This is a genomic window from Nitrosomonas sp., from assembly GCF_040240425.1.
Lineage (GTDB): Bacteria > Pseudomonadota > Gammaproteobacteria > Burkholderiales > Nitrosomonadaceae > Nitrosomonas.
Genome location: NZ_QPHG01000003.1, coordinates 53,753 through 72,937 on the forward strand (window position 1 = coordinate 53,753; position 19,185 = coordinate 72,937).

Below are 19,185 nucleotides of genomic sequence, written 5' to 3' on the forward strand. Positions count from 1 at the left end.
TATTCACAAGATCGCATCATCTCGATATAAGGGCAGACTATAAATTGCAGCAGCAAGATATTTTTCGTTGTATCGGTAAATCACGTCAAGTAATAGTGCTTTAACACTATAGACTGTAACCGATAACAAGTTTTATATTAAGGAAAATAAATGGCTCTAATAACAGACAGCACTTATGGCAAAGATACCAGTGGTAACGACACCATTGACGTCGAAACTTTCTTGGGCGCCAGAAGTGGAGAAGTGATAAATGGGGGAAGCGGTATTGATACGGCGATTTTCTTTGGCAATTCTAGCTCTTTTAATGTTATTGATTTAAGTGGTGTGGTACGAGTTATTGGACTCAGCAGCGCACCAGATTTTTATACTTATGGCCATCCTCCGATACGGTTTCTCAATGTTGAGAAATTGCAATTCTTAGACAGAACGATTGAACTGACCTCACCTGTTAACAACATAATTTTAAAGTCAACTTTTGTGGGCGAGGTTCTCGGTACAAGTGGAAACGATACGATTGAGAATTATGGTCGCTCTGCTAGTAAGATTGATGGTGGCGCTGGAATTGATACCGTTGTGTATTTTGCCAACAGCAGCGACTTCAGCATCAATTACTTGAGCGGTGTGGCACGAATTACTGCACTCAGCAGCGCACCAGAATCTTACCGCTATTCTTTTTCAAACGTGATACATATTAATGTTGAGAAATTGCAATTTTTGGATAAAACGATCGAGCTTGATGGCTCGGGTATTGAACCAGACGGTCGAGAAAATCCTAATCCGACTTTTATTCAACAAGCTTTAGACAATCAAGTTGATTTTGATATAAGTATTGGTGATGCGTTAAATCCAAAATTTTCCCCGGAAGAACTTAACGGAACAGAGATAGACAATATTAAAAGTGCATTTACCAAAATTTACAATAAATCTGATCTCGGTCGAGAAATAATTTATGATTTTTTCTCCTCAGGTAAAAATTTGACTCTCTATGCGGGTGCTACAACGGCAAATTGGAGTGATCCTATACATCACTACATTACCGTTAATTTTGATCCATTGTATTACATAGCTCTTGATGGATCACTTCAGAAATTTTCGCTTGAACACAAGGTGTTTCATGAGTTTTTACACTGGGCTCTAAAAACAAATGATCTTGTCGATAAAAATGGTGTACCGGTTAAAGGTGCCTCTTACCTAACAGCGGCAGATTACCTGACACCAAACCTTGATCACCTAGGGGAAACTGTAATTAAGATGAACCAAATAATGACAGACCCAGCCTTGGGCGAGGTGGCAAGAGGTGGGTATAATGCAGTCTTGGATCAAGCAGATCAGGCTCAATTTATTAGCTCTCTCGCCAGTCTCGATCTTGATCTGCACGGATCATTTGACCAAGTGATCTATATGCCCAAACCACAGATTGATACTTCGGGCAGACTGATAGAAGATCGATCATCCAATGACCTCATCATTATGTGGCAAACTTGGTACACATCAGAACTAAAAAAAGATGAAAAAATATCGTACTATGAACTTAATAATCTTTCTAACCCCAAAGTTTCGTCTGGCTCGGGAGATGATGTAATCGTCGGCCTAAGAGGTGTTGAGAAACAGTATTCGGATAGAATAGATGCAGGAGCTGGAGCGGATCGAATCTATGCGCTGGAGGGAGATGATGTGATTTTGGGAGGGGCTGGAGACGATGTCATAATCGGCGGCGGTGGAATCGATACAGCTTCATACAGCGGCCCCTTGCCTACTTACGTGATTCAATTGAACTTAGCCGATAAGCTAAAAGTAATCGACCAGAAATTAGCACCTGGCAGTGATGGGACAGATACACTTCAAAGTATTGAGCGATTAATCTTCACTGACGTAGGCCTAGCGCTTGACCTGGATGGGTCTGCTGGCAAGGTTGCAAAATTGATTGGAGCCGTTTTCGGAGCCGAAAGTGTTTCTAATAAAGGATATGTTGCAATTGGACTTCACTATCTCGACAATGATACAAGCTATGAAGATCTCGCCGCTCTGGCCATAGGAGCTGCCGGTGCAAAAACGCCCGAGGAAGTCGTGGCGCTTCTGTGGAACAACGTTGCAGGTTCTGCTCCTACAGCAGATCAAGTACGGTCAATCATTAATGATCCCGATTTAGGCAAATACACCGCAGGTGAGTTGGGTGTTTACGCAGCAGGGCTTTCGCACAATCTGGCCAATATTAATCTGGTCGGATTACAGGAAACGGGTATCGTCTTTGATCCCGCGCACTATCATTCTCTTGGATAGAAGAGAGAATGTTTGTTATTTATTCCGAATATATTGTGATCGGTGCTAATCGGAATTAGCAAAATGTCTGTTTTATCGGTTGTGCAGTGCAGATCAGTTCTTTTCGATCGGATACAATTTTTTAGATGTGGTAATCCCGATCTTAACAAGCAGAATCTAAAATAAAAAACTCTTAATTTCAGCAACCTCTAATCTGGAGCGCTGGAATCTGTTCGACTCACTTTCCTCTTAATTCAAATATTTCATCTAAGTTAGTGTGACTTTCCCCTCTAGCATTTAAAAGTGCAATCCGGATAATCGTAGGCACAAAACTTTTGGAGCGTGCCCGTGATAACAGCAAATTATGCTTTGATGGTGCTTCCATTACTTTTATCTGTTTGTGTCACAACCGGTTAAGCAAGAAATAACAACTTAACCCAAGCCAGTCAATTTCTGACAAAGCACCAGCATCTTAAGATAATGATAGTTCTTACAATTTTAAGGAAATAGCGGTCACATTCGATCAGAATGACGCGGTTTCACAATTCTCAGTAAAATAAGAACAGTTTTTCTATTAGGAACCTTTATGAATCAGTTAATAAAATATCTTGTCTGGATAGCCCTATCGCTCGCCGGGGCTTCCGCTATCGCCGTCATTGCCCTGAATCGCGGTGAATCGATCGGCGCCATCTGGATTGTTATCGCGGCGGTGTGCGTTTACCTTATCGCTTTCCGTTTTTACAGTTTGTTCATCGCGAACCGGGTGTTAAAGCTGGATGAAAGACGCATGACACCGGCGTATAAGCATAACGACGGCCTTGATCATGTGCCAACCAATAAATATGTGCTGTTCGGGCATCATTTCGCGGCGATTGCCGGGGCAGGTCCTCTGGTGGGGCCGATTCTGGCGGCGCAGATGGGTTATTTGCCGGGCATGCTGTGGCTTTTGGCCGGTGTGGTATTCGCCGGTGCGGTGCAGGATTTTATCGTGCTGTTCATTTCCACGCGGCGCAATGGCCGCTCGCTCGGGGATTTGATCAAATCCGAGCTGGGACAGTTACCCGGCATGATTGCCATGTTCGGCACGTTTTTCATCATGCTCATTTTGCTGGCAGTACTGTCCTTGATCGTAGTCAAGGCACTGGCCGAATCGCCGTGGGGCACATTTACGGTAGCGGCGACTATACCGATTGCTTTGTTCATGGGGATTTACGCACGTTATTTCCGTCCTTGTGCTATCGGTGAAGTGTCGATCATTGGTTTTGTGCTGCTCATGTTGTCTATCGTTGCCGGGCAATATGTGCAGGAAGATCCTGAGTGGGGTGCGATGTTCACGTTGAGCGGCGAGCAATTGACCTGGCTATTGATCGGCTATGGCTTTATTGCTGCGGTTCTGCCGGTCTGGCTACTGCTCGCGCCGCGCGATTATTTATCGACGTTTCTGAAAATCGGCACCATCGTGGGCTTGGCGATCGGCGTTATTGTAATTTCGCCAGAACTGAAAATGCCGGCATTGACACAGTTTATCGATGGCTCCGGCCCGGTCTGGTCGGGCGATTTGTTTCCTTTCCTGTTTGTCACCGTGGCCTGTGGCGCAATTTCCGGTTTTCACTCATTAATTGCTTCAGGCACCACGCCTAAGATGATTTCGTCGGAAGCCGATGCGCGTTTCATCGGTTACGGCGCGATGCTGATGGAGTCGTTCGTTGCCATCATGGCGCTGGTTGCTGCGGCAACCTTGGAGCCCGGCATTTATTTCGCCATGAACAGTCCGGCGGCCATCATCGGCACCACTGCGGAATCGGCAACGCAAACGATCACCCAATGGGGATTTTATGTAACGCCGGAAATGATTCACCAAACTGCGCAAAATGTCGGCGAACATAGCATCATTTCACGTACCGGCGGCGCGCCGACACTGGCGGTCGGCATGGCGCAGATTTTGTCGGAAGTCATCGGTGGCACAGCGATGATGGCTTTCTGGTATCACTTTGCGATTTTGTTTGAAGCATTGTTCATTCTGACCGCTGTTGATGCCGGAACACGCGCCGGACGTTTCATGTTGCAGGATTTACTGGGATCATTTGTTCCTGCCATGAAACGCACCGATTCAGTCGTTGCCAGTCTGGTTGCCACCGGTCTTTGCGTCGCTGGTTGGGGATACTTTCTGTACCAAGGGGTTATCGATCCGCTGGGGGGTATTAATACGCTGTGGCCATTGTTCGGTATTGCGAACCAAATGCTGGCGGGGATCGCATTGATTCTGGCGACCTGCGTGCTGTTCAAGATGAAGCAGGATCGCTTTGCTTGGGTGACCTCCATTCCGTTAGTGTGGGTCAGCGTCTGCACGCTGACAGCGGCGTGGCAAAAGATTTTCCACGATAATCCGCGCATCGGGTTTCTCGCCCATGCGGAGAAATACCAGGAAGCGGTGGCGCAAGGCATCGTATTAGCACCGGCCAAGTCCATCGAGCAGATGCAGCAGGTGATTTTCAATGATTACGTCAACACTTCGCTGGCCGGTCTATTCATGGCGGTGTTGATCAGCATGTTGGTGTTTGGCATCCGGACCGTGCTGCAAGCACGCATCGTTCACCATCCGACGGCTCAGGAAGCGCCGTTTGAGTTATTGCCCGTTTATGCGGCGAATGAAAACAAATAATGGAGATTTAACATGTATAACAAAATTACCCTCACTTTGCGCCATTTCACACAAAGCCTGCGATTAATGGTCGGCATGCCTGAATACAGTACCTATGTCGATCATATGAAAAGCACTCACCCTGATCGGGCCATCATGACCTATGAAGAGTTCTTCCGTGAACGTCAGGAAGCACGCTACGGGGGGAAAGGCAGATTAAACCGGTGTTGTTGATCCAGTCAGCGGGCCGTTGAAAAATTTTTTTGAGGCGGCCGAACCAGGCAAGTACAGGCGAGAAAGTGTAGTTTATGCGTGATAAACGAGCATTTTTAGCCTGTTTTTAACGCCGTAGCGACAACGTAGATCATTCTCCAACGGTCTGCTAGAAATAGGTTTCGGACAAAACCCAGGCTTTCCATCCGGCTAAACACAGTAGCGTAAAGAAAGCGGCCACCATATCATCGAACATGACGCCAAACCCGCCTTGCAGATGTTGATCGTAATAGCGAATCGGTTGGGGTTTGGCGATATCAAACAGGCGAAACAATGCGAATGCCGCCAATTGCCAGGCCCAATGATCGGGGGTGAAATACAGCACCAGCAGAAAGGCTACGGTTTCATCCCAGACCATGCCGCCATGATCCGGATCACCCAGCGCTTTGCCGCAAAGACCGCACGCCCAGATGCCGACAATAAACATGATGTCGATCAGCAAGAGAAAATAAACCGGATTCAGATAATGATTGAATAACCAGAATAGCGGAAAGGCGGCGAGTGTTCCCACCGTGCCGGGAGCAAACGGACTGAGCCCTGCACCGCCGGAGAATGCAATGAAAGGGGCGGCATGGCTGTAGACAAAATCCGCATTCGGCTGGAATTGCGGCGCTGTAGAACTGGGTGAATCGTGAGTTTCAGGCGTTGAAGTGGTCATATCCTTTGCTATCCAATGTCATTGCATTGCCTTGTGCGTCTTTTACCGTCAATCCCGCGCCGGAATAAATTTCGCCAATACGGGTGAGCGGGAGGGTTAATTCAGCGGACAGCTTTTCAATTTCCCGGCGGTTTGTTTTAGCTGCCGTGAAGCATAACTCGTAATCATCCCCGCCCGCCAGCAGACAATCGATTGCAATTGCTTGCTGCCGGTATTTTTTTAATACTGCTGAACAAGGTATATCAACTATATTAATACAAGCGGCTTTTCCTGAGGCAGCCAGAATATGCCCCAAATCCGCTGCCAAACCATCGGAGATGTCGATGGCGCTATGCGCCAGGCCGATCAGGCGCTGCCCTAACTCGACCCTAGCTACCGGCGTCAATAACGACGGCAGACATTGGGCGGTTTCTTCAGGCTCCAAGGTGATCTGTTGTAATTCATGGCGCAGCGCCAACGCGGCATCGCCCAGCTTGCCGGAAACCCAGATGTCATCGTCCGGTTGCGCGCCACTGCGGCGTAACGCTTTCCCGGCTGCAACCTCACCGATGATCTGTATGCCGATATTTAATGGACCGGCGGTGGTATCGCCACCGATCAATTCGACATGATAGCGGTCAGCGAGCGTGAAAAAGCCTTGACTGAATTCTGCTAACCATGCTGTATTCTGGTTGACTAACTCTTCCGGCAGTGTCAGCGCTAGTAATGCCCAGCGCGGTTTTGCGCCCATGGCGGCCATATCGGACAGATTAACCGCTAGGGATTTGTAGCCGAGCCGGTAAGGATCTGCATCGGCGAAGAAATGCCTGCCGCTGACCAGCGTATCGGTCGATATCGCCAATTCGGCTCCGGCCGGTACACTGATCAGTGCCGCATCGTCACCGGTTCCGAGTATTGCATTCGTTACAGGCCGCTTGAAATAGCGGCGGATGATATCGAATTCCGAGGCCACGCGGGTGTGATACTAAAGGCGGGTTTTTACCGGTCTGGGAGCCGATATTTCAACGGCGCGCAGCTGAATGGCCAGTTTGTCCAGCACGCCATTGACATACTTATAGCCGTCACTGCCGCCGTAGGTTCTGGCCAGTTCAATGGCTTCGTTGATGATGGCGCGGTAGGGGATTTCCGGGTGATGAATCAACTCAAAAGTGCTGAGCAACAAAATCGCCGACTCGACCGGACTGAGTTCTTTCAAAGTGCGATCCAAATGCGGCTGGATTATTTTTTCCAATTCCTCGGCATGCTGTACCACGCCATGCAGCACATGCACAAAATGCTTGTCGTCGACATGTTTGAATTCGTCGGATTCGCGTAACTGCTGCTCGATAAAGCTGGCCGTACCGCCAGCCACTTGCCATTGATAGATACCCTGCACAACAAATTCACGCGCTATCCGGCGGCGGCTTTTGTATTTTTCCGTTTTGCTGCCGATGGATGGGTCAGTTTCTGTCACGGCGCTGTTCATAAATCGATTTCATCAATTTTAATATGCAAATTGGCCATCTCCAGCGCAACCTGCGCGGACTCCGTGCCCTTGGTGCTCATCCGGGCAATCGCCTGGTCCTCGTCATCGGTGGTCAATACACCATTAGCCACAGGAATTTCTGCTTCCAACTGCACCATGAGGATGCCGCGCGCCGACTCGTTGGCGACTACTTCAAAATGATACGTGTCGCCGCGAATCACAGCACCTAAAGCAATCAGCGCATCGAATTGATCGGACATGGCCATTCTTTTCAGCGTCAATGGAATTTCCAATGCACCTGGAACCGTCGTAATCAGGACATTGGAATCCAGCACGCCATTTTTTTTGAGTTCCGCTGTACAAGCACCAAGCAGACCTTCGCCGATATCGATGTTAAAGCGGCTCATGACAATGCCGATGCGCAAATCTGATCCATCCAGATTGGGCTCAAATTCAAGTATTTCATCATAGTACGGCATATCCGGCTCCTGTAATGTTAATTAATCGCAATAGTAGTGTGATCGCCGGGAATGGAGAATCATGGTTTTTATTTTTCCACATAACGCGTTACTTCCAGACCAAATCCGGTCATGCTGGGCATTTTTCTGGGTGTTGCCATTAACCGCATTTTTCCTACGTTGAGGTCTTTCAATATTTGCGCACCAATACCATGGTCGCGTAAATCCGGTTTGAGCGAGCTGGAAACATGTGTGTCCTGCGATTGTACACGTTCAATCAGTTTTGCCGGGCTTTCTTTCCGGTGCAGCAGCACGATAACGCCTTGTCCTGCTTCGGCGATCAATTTCATCGCGTCATGAATATTCCAAGAATGCGTATTGTCATGAATGTCGAGCAAATCAACTACCGATAACGGTTCATGCACCCGTACCAATGTCTCGACCGCCGGATTGATTTCGCCTTTGACCAAGGCCAAATGGGCGGTGTTGGCAATTTCATCGCGGTAAGCCGCCAGCAGGAACTCGCCGTGCAGCGTTTGAATAGTGCGTTGCGCGACACGCGTAACCAAGCTTTCGGTTTGGCTGCGGTATTGAATCAAATCCGCAATGGCGCCGATTTTGAGTTGATGCTTCTGCGCGAAGACCATCAGATCAGGCAACCGCGCCATACTGCCGTCTTCTTTCAGAATCTCACAAATTACCGATGCCGCGGTTAAACCGGCCATCCTGGCCAAATCGCAACCGGCTTCGGTATGTCCGGCGCGCACCAATACACCGCCTTTTTGCGCCATCAGCGGAAAGATATGTCCCGGTTGCACAATGTCTTGCGGCTTGGCATCGGGCTTGACGGCAACCTGGACAGTTCGTGCGCGATCCGCTGCGGAAATGCCGGTCGTAACACCGCTGGCGGCTTCGATGGAGAGTGTGAAGTTGGTTCCCAGCGGCGCGCGATTGGCCGATACCATCAAGGGCAAATCCAGCTGGTGACAGCGTTCCTCGGTCAAGGTCAGGCAAATCAAGCCGCGCCCATGCGTCGCCATGAAATTGATCGCTTCCGGCGACACAAAATCCGCGGCGAGCACCAGATCGCCTTCATTCTCGCGATCTTCTTCATCCACCAGGATGACCATTTTGCCCATCTTGAGATCGGCAATGATGTCTTGGATGGCACTGATACTCATATCTGTCTACTCCGGCTAGCCTTCAATATTTAATAATCTTGCCACATAGCGGGCCAGCATATCAGTTTCCAGATTTACCAGCATGCCAGGGACAAGTTCTTTCAGATTCGTCATCACCAACGTATGCGGAATGAGATTGACTGAAAACACATTGCCTTCAATCCGGTTAACCGTCAGACTGACACCATTGACGGTAATCGAACCCTTATGCGTTAAAAACCGCATTATGGATTCCGGCGCCTGAATGACCAATACAAAGCTTTCACCAGCAGGTTCAAACTTCACCACAGTGCCAACAGCATCCACATGTCCGCTGACCAAATGTCCCCCCAAACGGTCGGATAAACGCATGGCTTTTTCCAGGTTCACGTGCGCGGCAGGTTGATCCAATCCAATGGTGCAATTCAATGTTTCTTCGGAAACATCGGCTGCAAACGAATCGTTTGTCAGCGTGGTTACCGTCAGACAAACGCCATTCACTGCAATACTATCGCCCGGCATGACATCGTCCAGATCCAATCGTTGCGTGGAAATGGTCAGTGATAAACCGCCATGACCTTTATCGGTGCAAGGCTGGATACTGGCGATGGTACCCACAGCTTCTATGATTCCGGTAAACAATTCAAATTTCCAGGTGGCATCATCCAATAAAGAGCATAGTTTAACATTACCCGTTGATAAGAACCTGCCCGGATGGCAGCTTCGCGCTGATTACCTGAACTAGCGCCCGAAACGGGATGCGGTCAGCGTCACATCGGCACGTTCCCAGGCTTTTTTGAAGCGCGCTTCGATCAGGGCTGCTTGATCGTCCTTTTTTTGCGCGCGCATGGCCTGCATCAGGCCATACAGTGCCCAGCCATTATTGCGATTACGACGCAGGTCTTCCCAATACACCGTTTCCGCCTGGGCTGGTTGTCCCGATTCCAGCAGAATCGCGCCCAATGCCAACCGAGGAGACAGATGAAATTCGGCCGGTTCGGTATAGGTCAGCGCATCTTCCAGCCGCACCGCCTTTTCAAGATACGCAATAGCCTGCTCGTACTGCCCTTGCGCGGCCGCGATTTCGCCTGCAAGCACTTCCGGAGCGATGCGAAGCACGGTGCTCGAGGTATTTTTCGACAATAATGGGTGGTCTAATTGGGGATCCGCCATGATTTTGCGCAGCGCCGCGAGTTCCTGCTCGGCTTGTAGTAACTGCTTCGTGACCACTAGTGCGAGGCCGCGCACATAATGCCAGCTGCCCGTTAGAAAAGCATTGATCGATGGCGGCGGAGCTAGGTCAAGAATTTCCTGCCAACGCCCGAATCTCGCCAGCGCCCAATACGGTGTCACGCGAAAAACTGCGGTCAGTGGAAGCGCTTTCAGCACGTCGTCATCGATTTTCCGGGCGGTCTCTTCGGCCGATTCGATGGCAAGCTGGCTTTGTCCATCCGATGTCGCCGCAAACCACAGAAAGTGAATATTGTGCGGGTAGTAAACCATCGGATATAAGCCGTGGGCATGATCTTGCGCGATGTAGGATTCGTCCGCGGCGATTGCCATTTGATTGCTCTTGATCGAATCTGCGTAGCGCCCGACGCGTTGGTAGATATGCGATGCCATGTGGATCATATGTCCTGCTTCCGGCATTAATTGAAGGAGCGTATCAGCCGATTTCTCGGCGCGTTCCGGCGTCGATGTCGGCTCTATCAGGTGAATATGCATATGCAAGGCGCCGGGGTGTTCCGGGTAACGCCGCAGTACGTCTTCTGTCAGCGCGACGATTTCGGCGGTGCCTTCATAAGGAACACCGTCGAGCATCCAATAACCCCACGGCCGCAGATCCATCATCGATTCGACATACAGCATAGCAATGTCCGGATCATCCAGAAAACGCCGGTGCACGTCGCGCATCGCTGCCGCATAAGCTTGATCATTGGTGGTTCTGTGCTCGGCTTTGCCGGAGTAGCGTTTTTCAAGGGCGTTGATAAGCGCCTGCTCCTTCTCGGTAGCCCGTGTCATCAGAGATTTTGCCTGTTGCATGATTTCCAGCGCCTGGGGCTCTTCATTCGGCTCCATCATGGCGTTAATGTTCGGGCCTAACACCAGCGCCTGTCCCCAGTACGCCATCGCAAGGCCGGGATCCAGCCGGGCTGCTTCGCGGAATGCCTGACGAGCCTCGGCATGGTTGAAGCCATAGGCGAGATTGATCCCTTGATTGATGTATTGCTGCGCTAATGGATTGCTGGTACTGACCGGAAAAGCGTGCTTGCCGAGGTTTTGCAGCCGGGGCGCAGAGCGTTCTTCCGCGGGGGATTGGTTGCTGGGTTTTTCAGCGGTGGCCCATGAGGTGGCAGGAGTCGCAATGTCCAGAGCTGCGATCAAAAAGAGGGAAACAATAACTCGAGGGTGCATGACTGCCTCCGTAAAAAAGTTGATGATCAGGTTAACAGAAAATTTTCGAGGCTATTCAGCCGTGGTGGGATCGATCACGGATCGAACTTGCGCAACGCGGGTGACAGGGAAATCGCCCTGTTCCGCGTGTGTTCGAATAGCGGCCTCGTCCGGTGCAATATAGAGGCAATACACTTTGTCATCGGTCACGTAACTTTCCAGCCATTGGATGCTTGATCCCATGTTGTTCAGAATAGCGCAGGATTTTTGCGAAATGGCTTGAAGGTCTTGGGGCGTGAGCGAACCTGCTCCGGGGATTTCACGTTCGATAATGTATTTAGGCATATTTCTCCTTTAATTTTCATTAAAAACGACCGGTCGTATTTCTTAATGCCAAAAAAATAACTACCGTATAAAAAAATCATTCAGTAAATCGTGACAACATTGCTTGACCGGCGCGGACGACTTTTCTATTTGCATCCGCAACAGCGCACCTTGCCACGTATTAATCAATAAATCAGCCATTTCCTCTGGCGTTTTGTCCGTTCTGACCGATCCTTGTTGCTGCGCTTGAGCCAGGCCGGATTGTAATAAATCGCGATATCGTGCGATGGCGGATTGCAGGGATTGCTGACATACGTCGCTGGTGCTGCCGATTTCTCCCATGAGGCTGCCTAGCAAGCAGCCGCCTTTAAACTTGTTTTCTTCAAGTTCCACAATCAGCTCGTCAAAATAGCGCCGGATAGCCCCCAATGCATCAGAACCGGATTGCTGAAGATGCAGGGACAACCGTGAAATGAACGGCTCGATATAATGCTGGATGACTGCCGCACCAAATTCTTCTTTGCTGCTAAAGTAGTTATAAAAAGAACCTTTGGGAACATTAACCGCATCAAGAATTTCCTGTAAACCGGTGCCGTGATAGCCTTAGTTCATGAAAAAGACAACACCCTGGTTCAAGAGGCTTTCTCGATTGAATTCTTTTTTATTGGGTTTTGGCATACCTAAATGATACGACCGGTTGTCTCAAAGATCAAATAAAAAAAACCATTACTATCGATTAGCAAGTGATTTACGGATGGATGGCGCGCCCAACACGATTCGAACGTGCGACCCCCGCCTTCGGAGGGCGGTACTCTATCCAGCTGAGCTATGGGCGCTTTGATGAAAAAATCTTCAAGTTACAATTGCGGCGCAAGGATAACCGCTTTTGTTATTTCCGTCCAACCCGGTTTAATGACCTTTGCAGGGATTGCGCTATAGGAATAACCCGTTTTGTCTTTTTAACTACTCAGCATGCTTTATCTCGACCGCTGCAGCGACAGGAAAGATTTTAACAGTTTTTACCACCCGGTTTTTAGTTTGAATCACTTCCATCGGATAACCGGCAATGCTAAGACCGGTTCCAGCCTCCGGAATATCCTCGAAATACTCCAAGATCAAACCATTTAAAGTCTTCGGTCCGTCCAACGGGAATTGAAAGCCCAGCTTGCGGTTTAATTCGCGCAATAAGGTGCTGCCTTCAACAATAAAACTGCCATCTTCCTGCTTCGAGAAAGTACTGGCCAGATTAGGTGCTTGCGTGGTGAATTCACCGATGATTTCCTCCACAATGTCTTCCAGTGTAACCAGTCCCAGCCATTCGCCATATTCATCAACGACCAACCCGACTCTTTTCTGGTTTTCCTGGAATAATTGCAGTTGCGAAAATAAGGATGTTCCGGCAGGAATGAAATAAGGCTCGCGCATGACTTTTTCAAGCGTAGCCGCGGTTATTTTTCCTCCCTGCATTTGATTCAATACCTTGCGCACATGAACGATGCCGACAATATTATCCAGGCGCTCGCGGTATAGCGGCAGGCGGGTATGGTGGCAAGTCAGCAATTGCGTATGAATAATTTCGTCATCCGCATTCAGGTCTATCGCTTCGATCTGGCTGCGCGGCACGATGACATCGTCAACGGTGATCGTTTCCAGGTCAAACAAGTTCAATAGCATGCTTTGATGCTTGTGCTGTATAAAATGTCCGCCTTCCAGCACCAGTGTTTTCAGTTCTTCCGTGCTGATCTTCTGTTCCAGGCTACCTTTTTGCGGCTTTAACCGGAACAGGATTAATAATCCGCTAACGAATAAATTAACGAACCATACAATGGGATAGAAAATAATCAGCAATGGTGTCAATACATAGCTGGCGGCTAACGCAATCCGTTCAGGATAAGCGGCAGCGATGACTTTCGGGGTGATCTCGCTGAATACCAGAATAGCAAAGGTCACAGCGATTGTTCCCATAAACAAAGCAAAATCATCGTGAGCAAACAAAGTCGCAACAATAATGGCGACCAAAGTTGCGGAAGCGGTGTTCAGTAAATTGTTGCCGAGGAGAATGACACCCAGTAAACGGTCTGTATGATCGAGCAGCTTTATGGTCAGCCGGGCGCCGCGATGGCCTTGCTTGGCAAGATGCCGTAAGCGATAGCGGTTAATCGCCATCATACTGGTTTCAGAGAGGGAAAAAAAGCCTGACAAGATCAACAAAAACACCAATGCAATCAGCATGATGTGCAACGGCATATCTTCCAAAAGTCACCTGTAACAAGTAATGAGAATTATAAAAACATTACATATTCTGAATCTATGCAAACTTTTGTCAACCAAAAGAACCATGAGACGAATAATCAATAATTATTTTATGCCGGTTACTTCATTCAAAATATTAAATTTTACTCTCATCCAATTGATTCATAATTAACTTAATCAGTTATACTCTAATTTCCTTGAGAGTAGCCTAGATGACGTTTGTAAAAATTGTTTTGTTTTTTGTAAACCTATCAATTTGAGTAACGTTAATAGCATCTCTTCTTACCGATTCAAATGCCATGTCTGACTCCTTAAATTTAGGCTGCAATAGTACTAAAGATATCAAATTTCTTGAAATCAAACACCTAAATGGTCCCAACATGTGGACTTATTATCCCGCTTTGGAAGCAACCGTGGATATTGGTGAACTGGAAGATTTTCCTTCCGATAAGATTCCAGGTTTTTATGAGCGCTTATCCGAATGGTTACCGTCTCTGATAGAGCACCGTTGCAGCTATGAAGAGCGCGGCGGTTTTTTACGCCGCGTCAAGGACGGTACGTGGCCATGCCACATTCTTGAGCATGTCACACTGGAGCTCCAGAACCTGGCCGGCATGCGCGGTGGCTTTGGCCGTGCGCGTGAAACTTCGGTACGCGGTGTTTATAAAGTTGCATTAAGCGCCTGGCAAGCGGAAATCACCACAGCCGCTTTATATTCCGCACGTGAATTGGTTTTGGCGGCCATGAATTTTCAGCAATCCGACAACCCCTCTTATGATGTTAAGGGAGCAATCCAGCGTCTTCGTGATTTGGTCGATTCGCTTTGGCTCGGGCCTTCCACAGCATGCATTGTAGATGCCGCAATGGCACGTAATATTCCGGCCACTCGTCTTATTGCAAAAGGAAATCTTGTGCAATTGGGCCATGGCGCACGCTGCCGTCACATTTGGACGGCTGAGACAGACCGGACATCCGCCATCGCTGAGGGTATTTCCCGCGATAAGGATCTGACAAAATCATTGCTGCAATCCTGCGGCATTCCTGTTCCGGAAGGTCGTATTGTCGAGAGTGCCGAGGCTGCATGGGAAGCGGCAAATGATATTGGCATGCCGGTTGTTATAAAACCCTGCGATGGAAATCATGGACGTGGCGTTTTTATTGAGTTAAGCCAGCGTGAAGAAATCGAGTCGGCTTACCGCATGGCGTTACGAGAAGGAACGGAGGTACTGGTTGAGCGCTATATTTCCGGAACCGAACATCGTTTGTTGATTGTCGGTGGACGCCTCATAGCGGCAACGCGCGGTGATTCAGTATCAGTCGTGGGGGATGGTGTCTCAACTATTGCCGAGTTAATAGACTCTCAAATTAATTCTGATCCAAGACGGGGGTCGACAGAAGATCATCCACTCAATTTAATCCGGTTGGATAGCGCGGCACAGATGGAAATCGCTCACCAAGGGTATCATCGTGATTCCGTCGTGCCAGCCGGCATTAAGGTTTTGATTCAAAGGAATGGTAATCATGCGTTTGATGTAACCGATCAGGTTCATCCGTCGACGGCGTCTATTGCATCACTTGCAGCGCGCGTCATCGGTTTGGATATTGCCGGCATTGATTTGGTCACCAGCGATATTTCACGTCCGTTGAATGAGCAAGGTGGTGCCATTGTTGAAGTCAATGCAGGCCCAAGCTTGCTGATGCATATTAAACCCGCGGTTGGTAAACCCCGGCCCGTCGGAAAAGCGATTGTAGATCACTTATTTCCAGGCCAGGAAAACGGCCGTATTCCCATTGTAGGAATTTCCGGAAGTTATGGCAAAACATCGGTTGCTTACCTTATTGCCAGATTGCTTGTTCTGTCCGGCAAGCAAACCGGTTTGGCTTGCAGCGATGGACTGTATCTGGACTATCGGCAAATTGATAAAAACAACAGCGCCAATTGGGCGGCAGCTAATCGCACATTACTCAACCCGACAGTTGAAGCTGCTGTTTTTGAGAATGGTTTTGATGTGCTATTGAATGAAGGGCTGGCATACGATAGTTGCCAGGTGGGTGTAATCACCAATATTGATCCCGAGCACCATTTTGGCCGTCACGGGATTGAAACACATAAACAGATTTATACAGTGCTCCGTTCGCAAGTCGATATGGTGACACCGACCGCTGCGGCCATTGACGATGTGGAAAAAGAAATAAAACTGCCGGTCGGCGCAGCAATCCTCAATGCTAACGATGAAATGCTGGTTGAAATGTCCGAGCTTTGTCACGGTGAAGTTATTTATTTCAGCATCGAACCGGAGCTATCGGTGATTAAGCAACATTGCGCAAGCGGAACCGGGCCTACTCAGGGCAAACGCGCTGTGATAGTACGCAATGGCAGAGTCGTACTTGTATCGGGTTCAAATGAATTGGTACTGATCAATCTGCGTAAGATAGCGTCAGAGCATGGAGCGCAAAGCGCGCAGGCAATCGAGAATATATTAGCGGCAGTGGGTGCTGCCTGGGCATTAGGGATTGAACCGAATCTTATACGTGTTGGAATCGAGACATTTGGTTTCAGTCAAGAGAAGTACAAACCTGAAAATCAGAATCTTCTAGAATTACAAACGCAAGGAATTAAGTTATGAAAGTTTTACGCATACGCGCTTTGCGCGGACCCAATTTATGGAGTCAGCATACTTCGATTGAAGCTACCGTTTTTTGTAGCGGCTCTGAAAATAGTATTGATACCATTCCCGGCTTTGAAGCACGGTTACGTGAGCGTTTTCCTGAGATTTCTTTACTCCAGCCCGCCGGGCATCATGAAGCCGTCACCATGGCCCATGTTCTTGAATTTGCAACGCTAGGATTGCAAGTTCAGGCAGGTTGCCCGGTTACATTCAGCCGCACGGTACAAACACCGGAAGCCAATACCTATCGCGTTATCGTAGGATACAGCGAAGAAAAAGTTGGTTTACTGGCTTTTGAGCTGGCGCAAGCTTTATGTACCTCGGCTATTGATGATAGCGCATTTGATTTATCGGATGCGCTGCATCGCTTGCGCGAACTCAATGAAGATATCCGTCTGGGCCCGAGCACGGGAGCCATTGTACAAGCAGCGGTTGCGCGCGGCATTCCGTTTCGCCGCTTGACTGAAGGCAGTCTGGTGCAGTTTGGCTGGGGCAGTAAGCAGCGCCGTATTCAAGCATCCGAGAGCGATCGTACCAGTGCAGTCGCAGAATCGATTGTGCAAGATAAGGAATTAACGAAAACTTTACTGCATGCCGCCGGCATACCGGTACCGCTCGGCCGAGAGGTGAATGATGTTGAGGATGCTTGGTTAGCCGCCTGCGAGATTGGTGTGCCTGTCGTGATAAAACCTCTGGATAGTAACCAAGGCAAAGGTGTCACTGTTAATCTTGTCACCGCTGAACAAGTCAAAGCGGCGTATCTGATTGCAGCCGAAATCAGTGATAATGTTCTGGTAGAACGCTATATCCCCGGACATGATTACCGCATGCTGGTTGTCGGCAATAAATTGGTTGCTGCCGCGCGGCGCGAACCGCCGCAAGTCATTGGCGACGGCGTGCAAAGCATTTATGAATTGGTGGAGCAAATCAATCGTGATCCCATGCGCGGCGAAGGTCATGTCACCTCATTAACCAAGATACATCTGGATGAGATATCCATCGCACATTTAGCTGCGCAAGGATTGACAGCCGAATCGATTCCGGTGAAAGGAATGCGCGTTGTGTTACGCAAGAATGCCAATTTATCAACCGGGGGCACGGCGACTGATGTGACCGACGATATACATCCCGAATTAGCGGCACGCGTAATTGCTGCCGCAAAAGTGGTAGGGCTGGATATTTGCGGTGTTGATGTGGTTTGCGACAATGTCATGAGCTCTTTAGAAGACCAAGGAGGCGGCGTTATTGAGGTAAATGCAGCGCCCGGTTTGCGGATGCACTTGCAGCCATCATATGGGAAAGGCCGCGCAGTGGGCGAGGCCATTATTGATTACATGTTTCCCCAAGGAGAGAATGCGCGCATTCCCGTGATCGCCGTGACCGGCACCAACGGTAAAACAACGACAACTCGTCTGATTGCCAATGTTCTGCAGAGAGATCAGAAACGCGTTGGTGTTACTTGCACTGATGGTGTTTATGTCGACGAGCAGTGCATGGATACCGGAGATTGCAGCGGACCGAAGAGTGCAAGAAACATTCTTTTTCATCCCGATGTCGATGCTGCCGTGTTAGAAACCGCGCGAGGCGGTTTGTTACGCGAAGGCTTGGGATTTGATCGTTGTGATGTTGCCGTTGTAACCAATATTGGCATGGGTGATCATCTTGGTATGGCTTATATCAATACAGCAGAAGAGTTGGCTGTGGTTAAGCGGATTATTGTGCAGAATGTAGCGCCCAAAACCGGTTATGCGGTGCTTAATGCGGCTGATCCGCTGGTTGCCAGCATGGCTGAACATTGCCCCAGCTCGGTTATTTTCTTTGCTCAAGACCGCCATCACCCGGTGTTAGCTATGCATCGCGCGCAGCACAAACGTGTTATCTATATGGAAAGCAGCTGCATTGTCGCTGCGAGTGAAACTGTTGAATACCGCATCCCGTTAAACGAAATCCCATTGACGAAGAACGGTAGTATCAATTTTCAAATTGAGAATGTGATGGCTGCTATTGGGGCTGGCTGGGCACTTGGCCTGGAATGGGCAGTTATTCATGACGGTGTCGCTAGTTTTGTCAGCAATACGCAAACTGCACCGGGCCGTTTTAATCTCTTTAATTACCGCAATGCAACCTTGATTGCCGACTACGGACATAATCCGGATGCGATCCAAGCCTTGGTCAGCGCAATTGATAATATTCCGTCAAAGAAACGTTCAGTCGTCATCAGTGCGGCAGGCGACCGGCGTGATGAGGATATTCGTCAACAGACACGAATCCTCGGTGATGCATTTGATGAGGTGGTGCTGTATCAGGATCAATGTCAACGCGGTCGTGCGGATGGAGAAGTATTGTCTTTATTGCGCGAAGGTTTGGGTAATGCCAAGCGCACGCAAAAAGTCAGCGAAATCGTTGGAGAAGCGATTGCCATTGATGCGGCTTTGTCCAATCTGCAGGATGGTGAGTTATGTCTTATTCTGGTCGATCAAGTTGAGCAATCACTGGGACAGATTAATAACCGTATTGCATTGGGATAATCGGGCTCAACTTTTTAGATGTGAGCGTTATGAAATTTCATGTGATGTTGAATGTTGAATCTTGAATAAATAACGCTCATACGCTATCGCGATCCTTACCACA

15 protein-coding genes, 1 tRNA gene and 1 pseudogene are annotated in these 19,185 nt (G+C 48.8%); 5 read left to right on the top strand and 12 right to left on the bottom strand.

Going from position 1 to position 19,185, the window contains the following annotated elements:
• Positions 1 to 150: 150 nt before the first annotated feature.
• The 3 genes from DU481_RS01595 to DU481_RS01605 all read left to right on the top strand — a co-directional run bounded on the left by DU481_RS01595 (position 151) and on the right by DU481_RS01605 (position 5,134).
• Positions 151 to 2,280, top strand: coding sequence for a hypothetical protein (locus DU481_RS01595; protein ID WP_350131718.1), 2,130 nt, complete (start codon positions 151 to 153; stop codon positions 2,278 to 2,280).
• Between the two features lie 565 nt (positions 2,281 to 2,845).
• Entirely contained in the window at positions 2,846 to 4,921 is a 2,076-nt protein-coding gene (locus tag DU481_RS01600) for a carbon starvation CstA family protein (protein ID WP_350131721.1), read from the top strand.
• A gap of 12 nt (positions 4,922 to 4,933) precedes the next feature.
• Positions 4,934 to 5,134, top strand: coding sequence for a YbdD/YjiX family protein (locus DU481_RS01605; RefSeq protein WP_107804532.1), 201 nt, complete (start codon positions 4,934 to 4,936; stop codon positions 5,132 to 5,134).
• Positions 5,135 to 5,282: 148 nt separating this feature from the next.
• On the opposite strand, the gene DU481_RS01610 is transcribed toward DU481_RS01605, so the two are convergent.
• From DU481_RS01610 to DU481_RS01665, 12 genes and pseudogenes are all read right to left on the bottom strand, one after another.
• Complete coding sequence (locus DU481_RS01610) at positions 5,283 to 5,831, bottom strand: phosphatidylglycerophosphatase A family protein (RefSeq protein WP_350131724.1); 549 nt, start codon at positions 5,829 to 5,831, stop codon at positions 5,283 to 5,285.
• Entirely contained in the window at positions 5,812 to 6,783 is a 972-nt protein-coding gene (gene thiL / locus DU481_RS01615; protein WP_350131727.1) for a thiamine-phosphate kinase, read from the bottom strand. Before thiL ends, DU481_RS01610 begins: the two co-directional genes overlap by 20 nt.
• Before the next feature lie 12 nt (positions 6,784 to 6,795).
• The gene (gene nusB, locus DU481_RS01620) at positions 6,796 to 7,296 is read right to left on the bottom strand and encodes a transcription antitermination factor NusB (RefSeq protein WP_350131730.1); all 501 of its coding nucleotides are present in this window, start codon (positions 7,294 to 7,296) and stop codon (positions 6,796 to 6,798) included.
• On the bottom strand, positions 7,293 to 7,775 hold the full coding sequence (ribH, locus tag DU481_RS01625) for a 6,7-dimethyl-8-ribityllumazine synthase (protein ID WP_350131733.1): 483 nt from the start codon (positions 7,773 to 7,775) through the stop codon (positions 7,293 to 7,295). Before ribH ends, nusB begins: the two co-directional genes overlap by 4 nt.
• Before the next feature lie 68 nt (positions 7,776 to 7,843).
• Positions 7,844 to 8,935 (bottom strand): bifunctional 3,4-dihydroxy-2-butanone-4-phosphate synthase/GTP cyclohydrolase II, encoded by a 1,092-nt coding sequence (ribBA, locus tag DU481_RS01630; RefSeq protein WP_350131736.1) that lies wholly within the window; start codon positions 8,933 to 8,935, stop codon positions 7,844 to 7,846.
• A gap of 15 nt (positions 8,936 to 8,950) precedes the next feature.
• Complete coding sequence (locus tag DU481_RS01635; RefSeq protein ID WP_350131739.1) at positions 8,951 to 9,556, bottom strand: riboflavin synthase; 606 nt, start codon at positions 9,554 to 9,556, stop codon at positions 8,951 to 8,953.
• Between the two features lie 99 nt (positions 9,557 to 9,655).
• On the bottom strand, positions 9,656 to 11,329 hold the full coding sequence (locus DU481_RS01640; protein ID WP_350131742.1) for a tetratricopeptide repeat protein: 1,674 nt from the start codon (positions 11,327 to 11,329) through the stop codon (positions 9,656 to 9,658).
• A gap of 51 nt (positions 11,330 to 11,380) precedes the next feature.
• Positions 11,381 to 11,653: a DUF4242 domain-containing protein gene (locus DU481_RS01645; RefSeq protein ID WP_350131745.1), complete on the bottom strand. Its 273-nt coding sequence runs from the start codon at positions 11,651 to 11,653 to the stop codon at positions 11,381 to 11,383.
• Positions 11,654 to 11,713: 60 nt separating this feature from the next.
• Positions 11,714 to 12,097 (bottom strand): TetR family transcriptional regulator C-terminal domain-containing protein, encoded by a 384-nt coding sequence (locus DU481_RS01650; RefSeq protein ID WP_350131748.1) that lies wholly within the window; start codon positions 12,095 to 12,097, stop codon positions 11,714 to 11,716.
• Positions 12,098 to 12,154: 57 nt separating this feature from the next.
• A pseudogene (locus DU481_RS01655) lies at positions 12,155 to 12,223 on the bottom strand (TetR family transcriptional regulator); the annotation flags it as partial.
• 168 nt (positions 12,224 to 12,391) lie between these two features.
• Positions 12,392 to 12,468 (bottom strand) — tRNA-Arg (locus DU481_RS01660).
• A gap of 127 nt (positions 12,469 to 12,595) precedes the next feature.
• Complete coding sequence (locus DU481_RS01665; protein ID WP_350131751.1) at positions 12,596 to 13,879, bottom strand: HlyC/CorC family transporter; 1,284 nt, start codon at positions 13,877 to 13,879, stop codon at positions 12,596 to 12,598.
• Between the two features lie 305 nt (positions 13,880 to 14,184).
• On the opposite strand from DU481_RS01665, the gene DU481_RS01670 reads away from it, so the two are divergent.
• Both DU481_RS01670 and cphA read left to right on the top strand, forming a co-directional pair.
• Complete coding sequence (locus tag DU481_RS01670; protein WP_350131754.1) at positions 14,185 to 16,512, top strand: cyanophycin synthetase; 2,328 nt, start codon at positions 14,185 to 14,187, stop codon at positions 16,510 to 16,512.
• Positions 16,509 to 19,082, top strand: a complete 2,574-nt coding sequence (cphA, locus tag DU481_RS01675; RefSeq protein ID WP_350131757.1) for a cyanophycin synthetase — start codon at positions 16,509 to 16,511, stop codon at positions 19,080 to 19,082. Before DU481_RS01670 ends, cphA begins: the two co-directional genes overlap by 4 nt.
• The last annotated feature ends 103 nt before the right edge of the window (positions 19,083 to 19,185 follow it).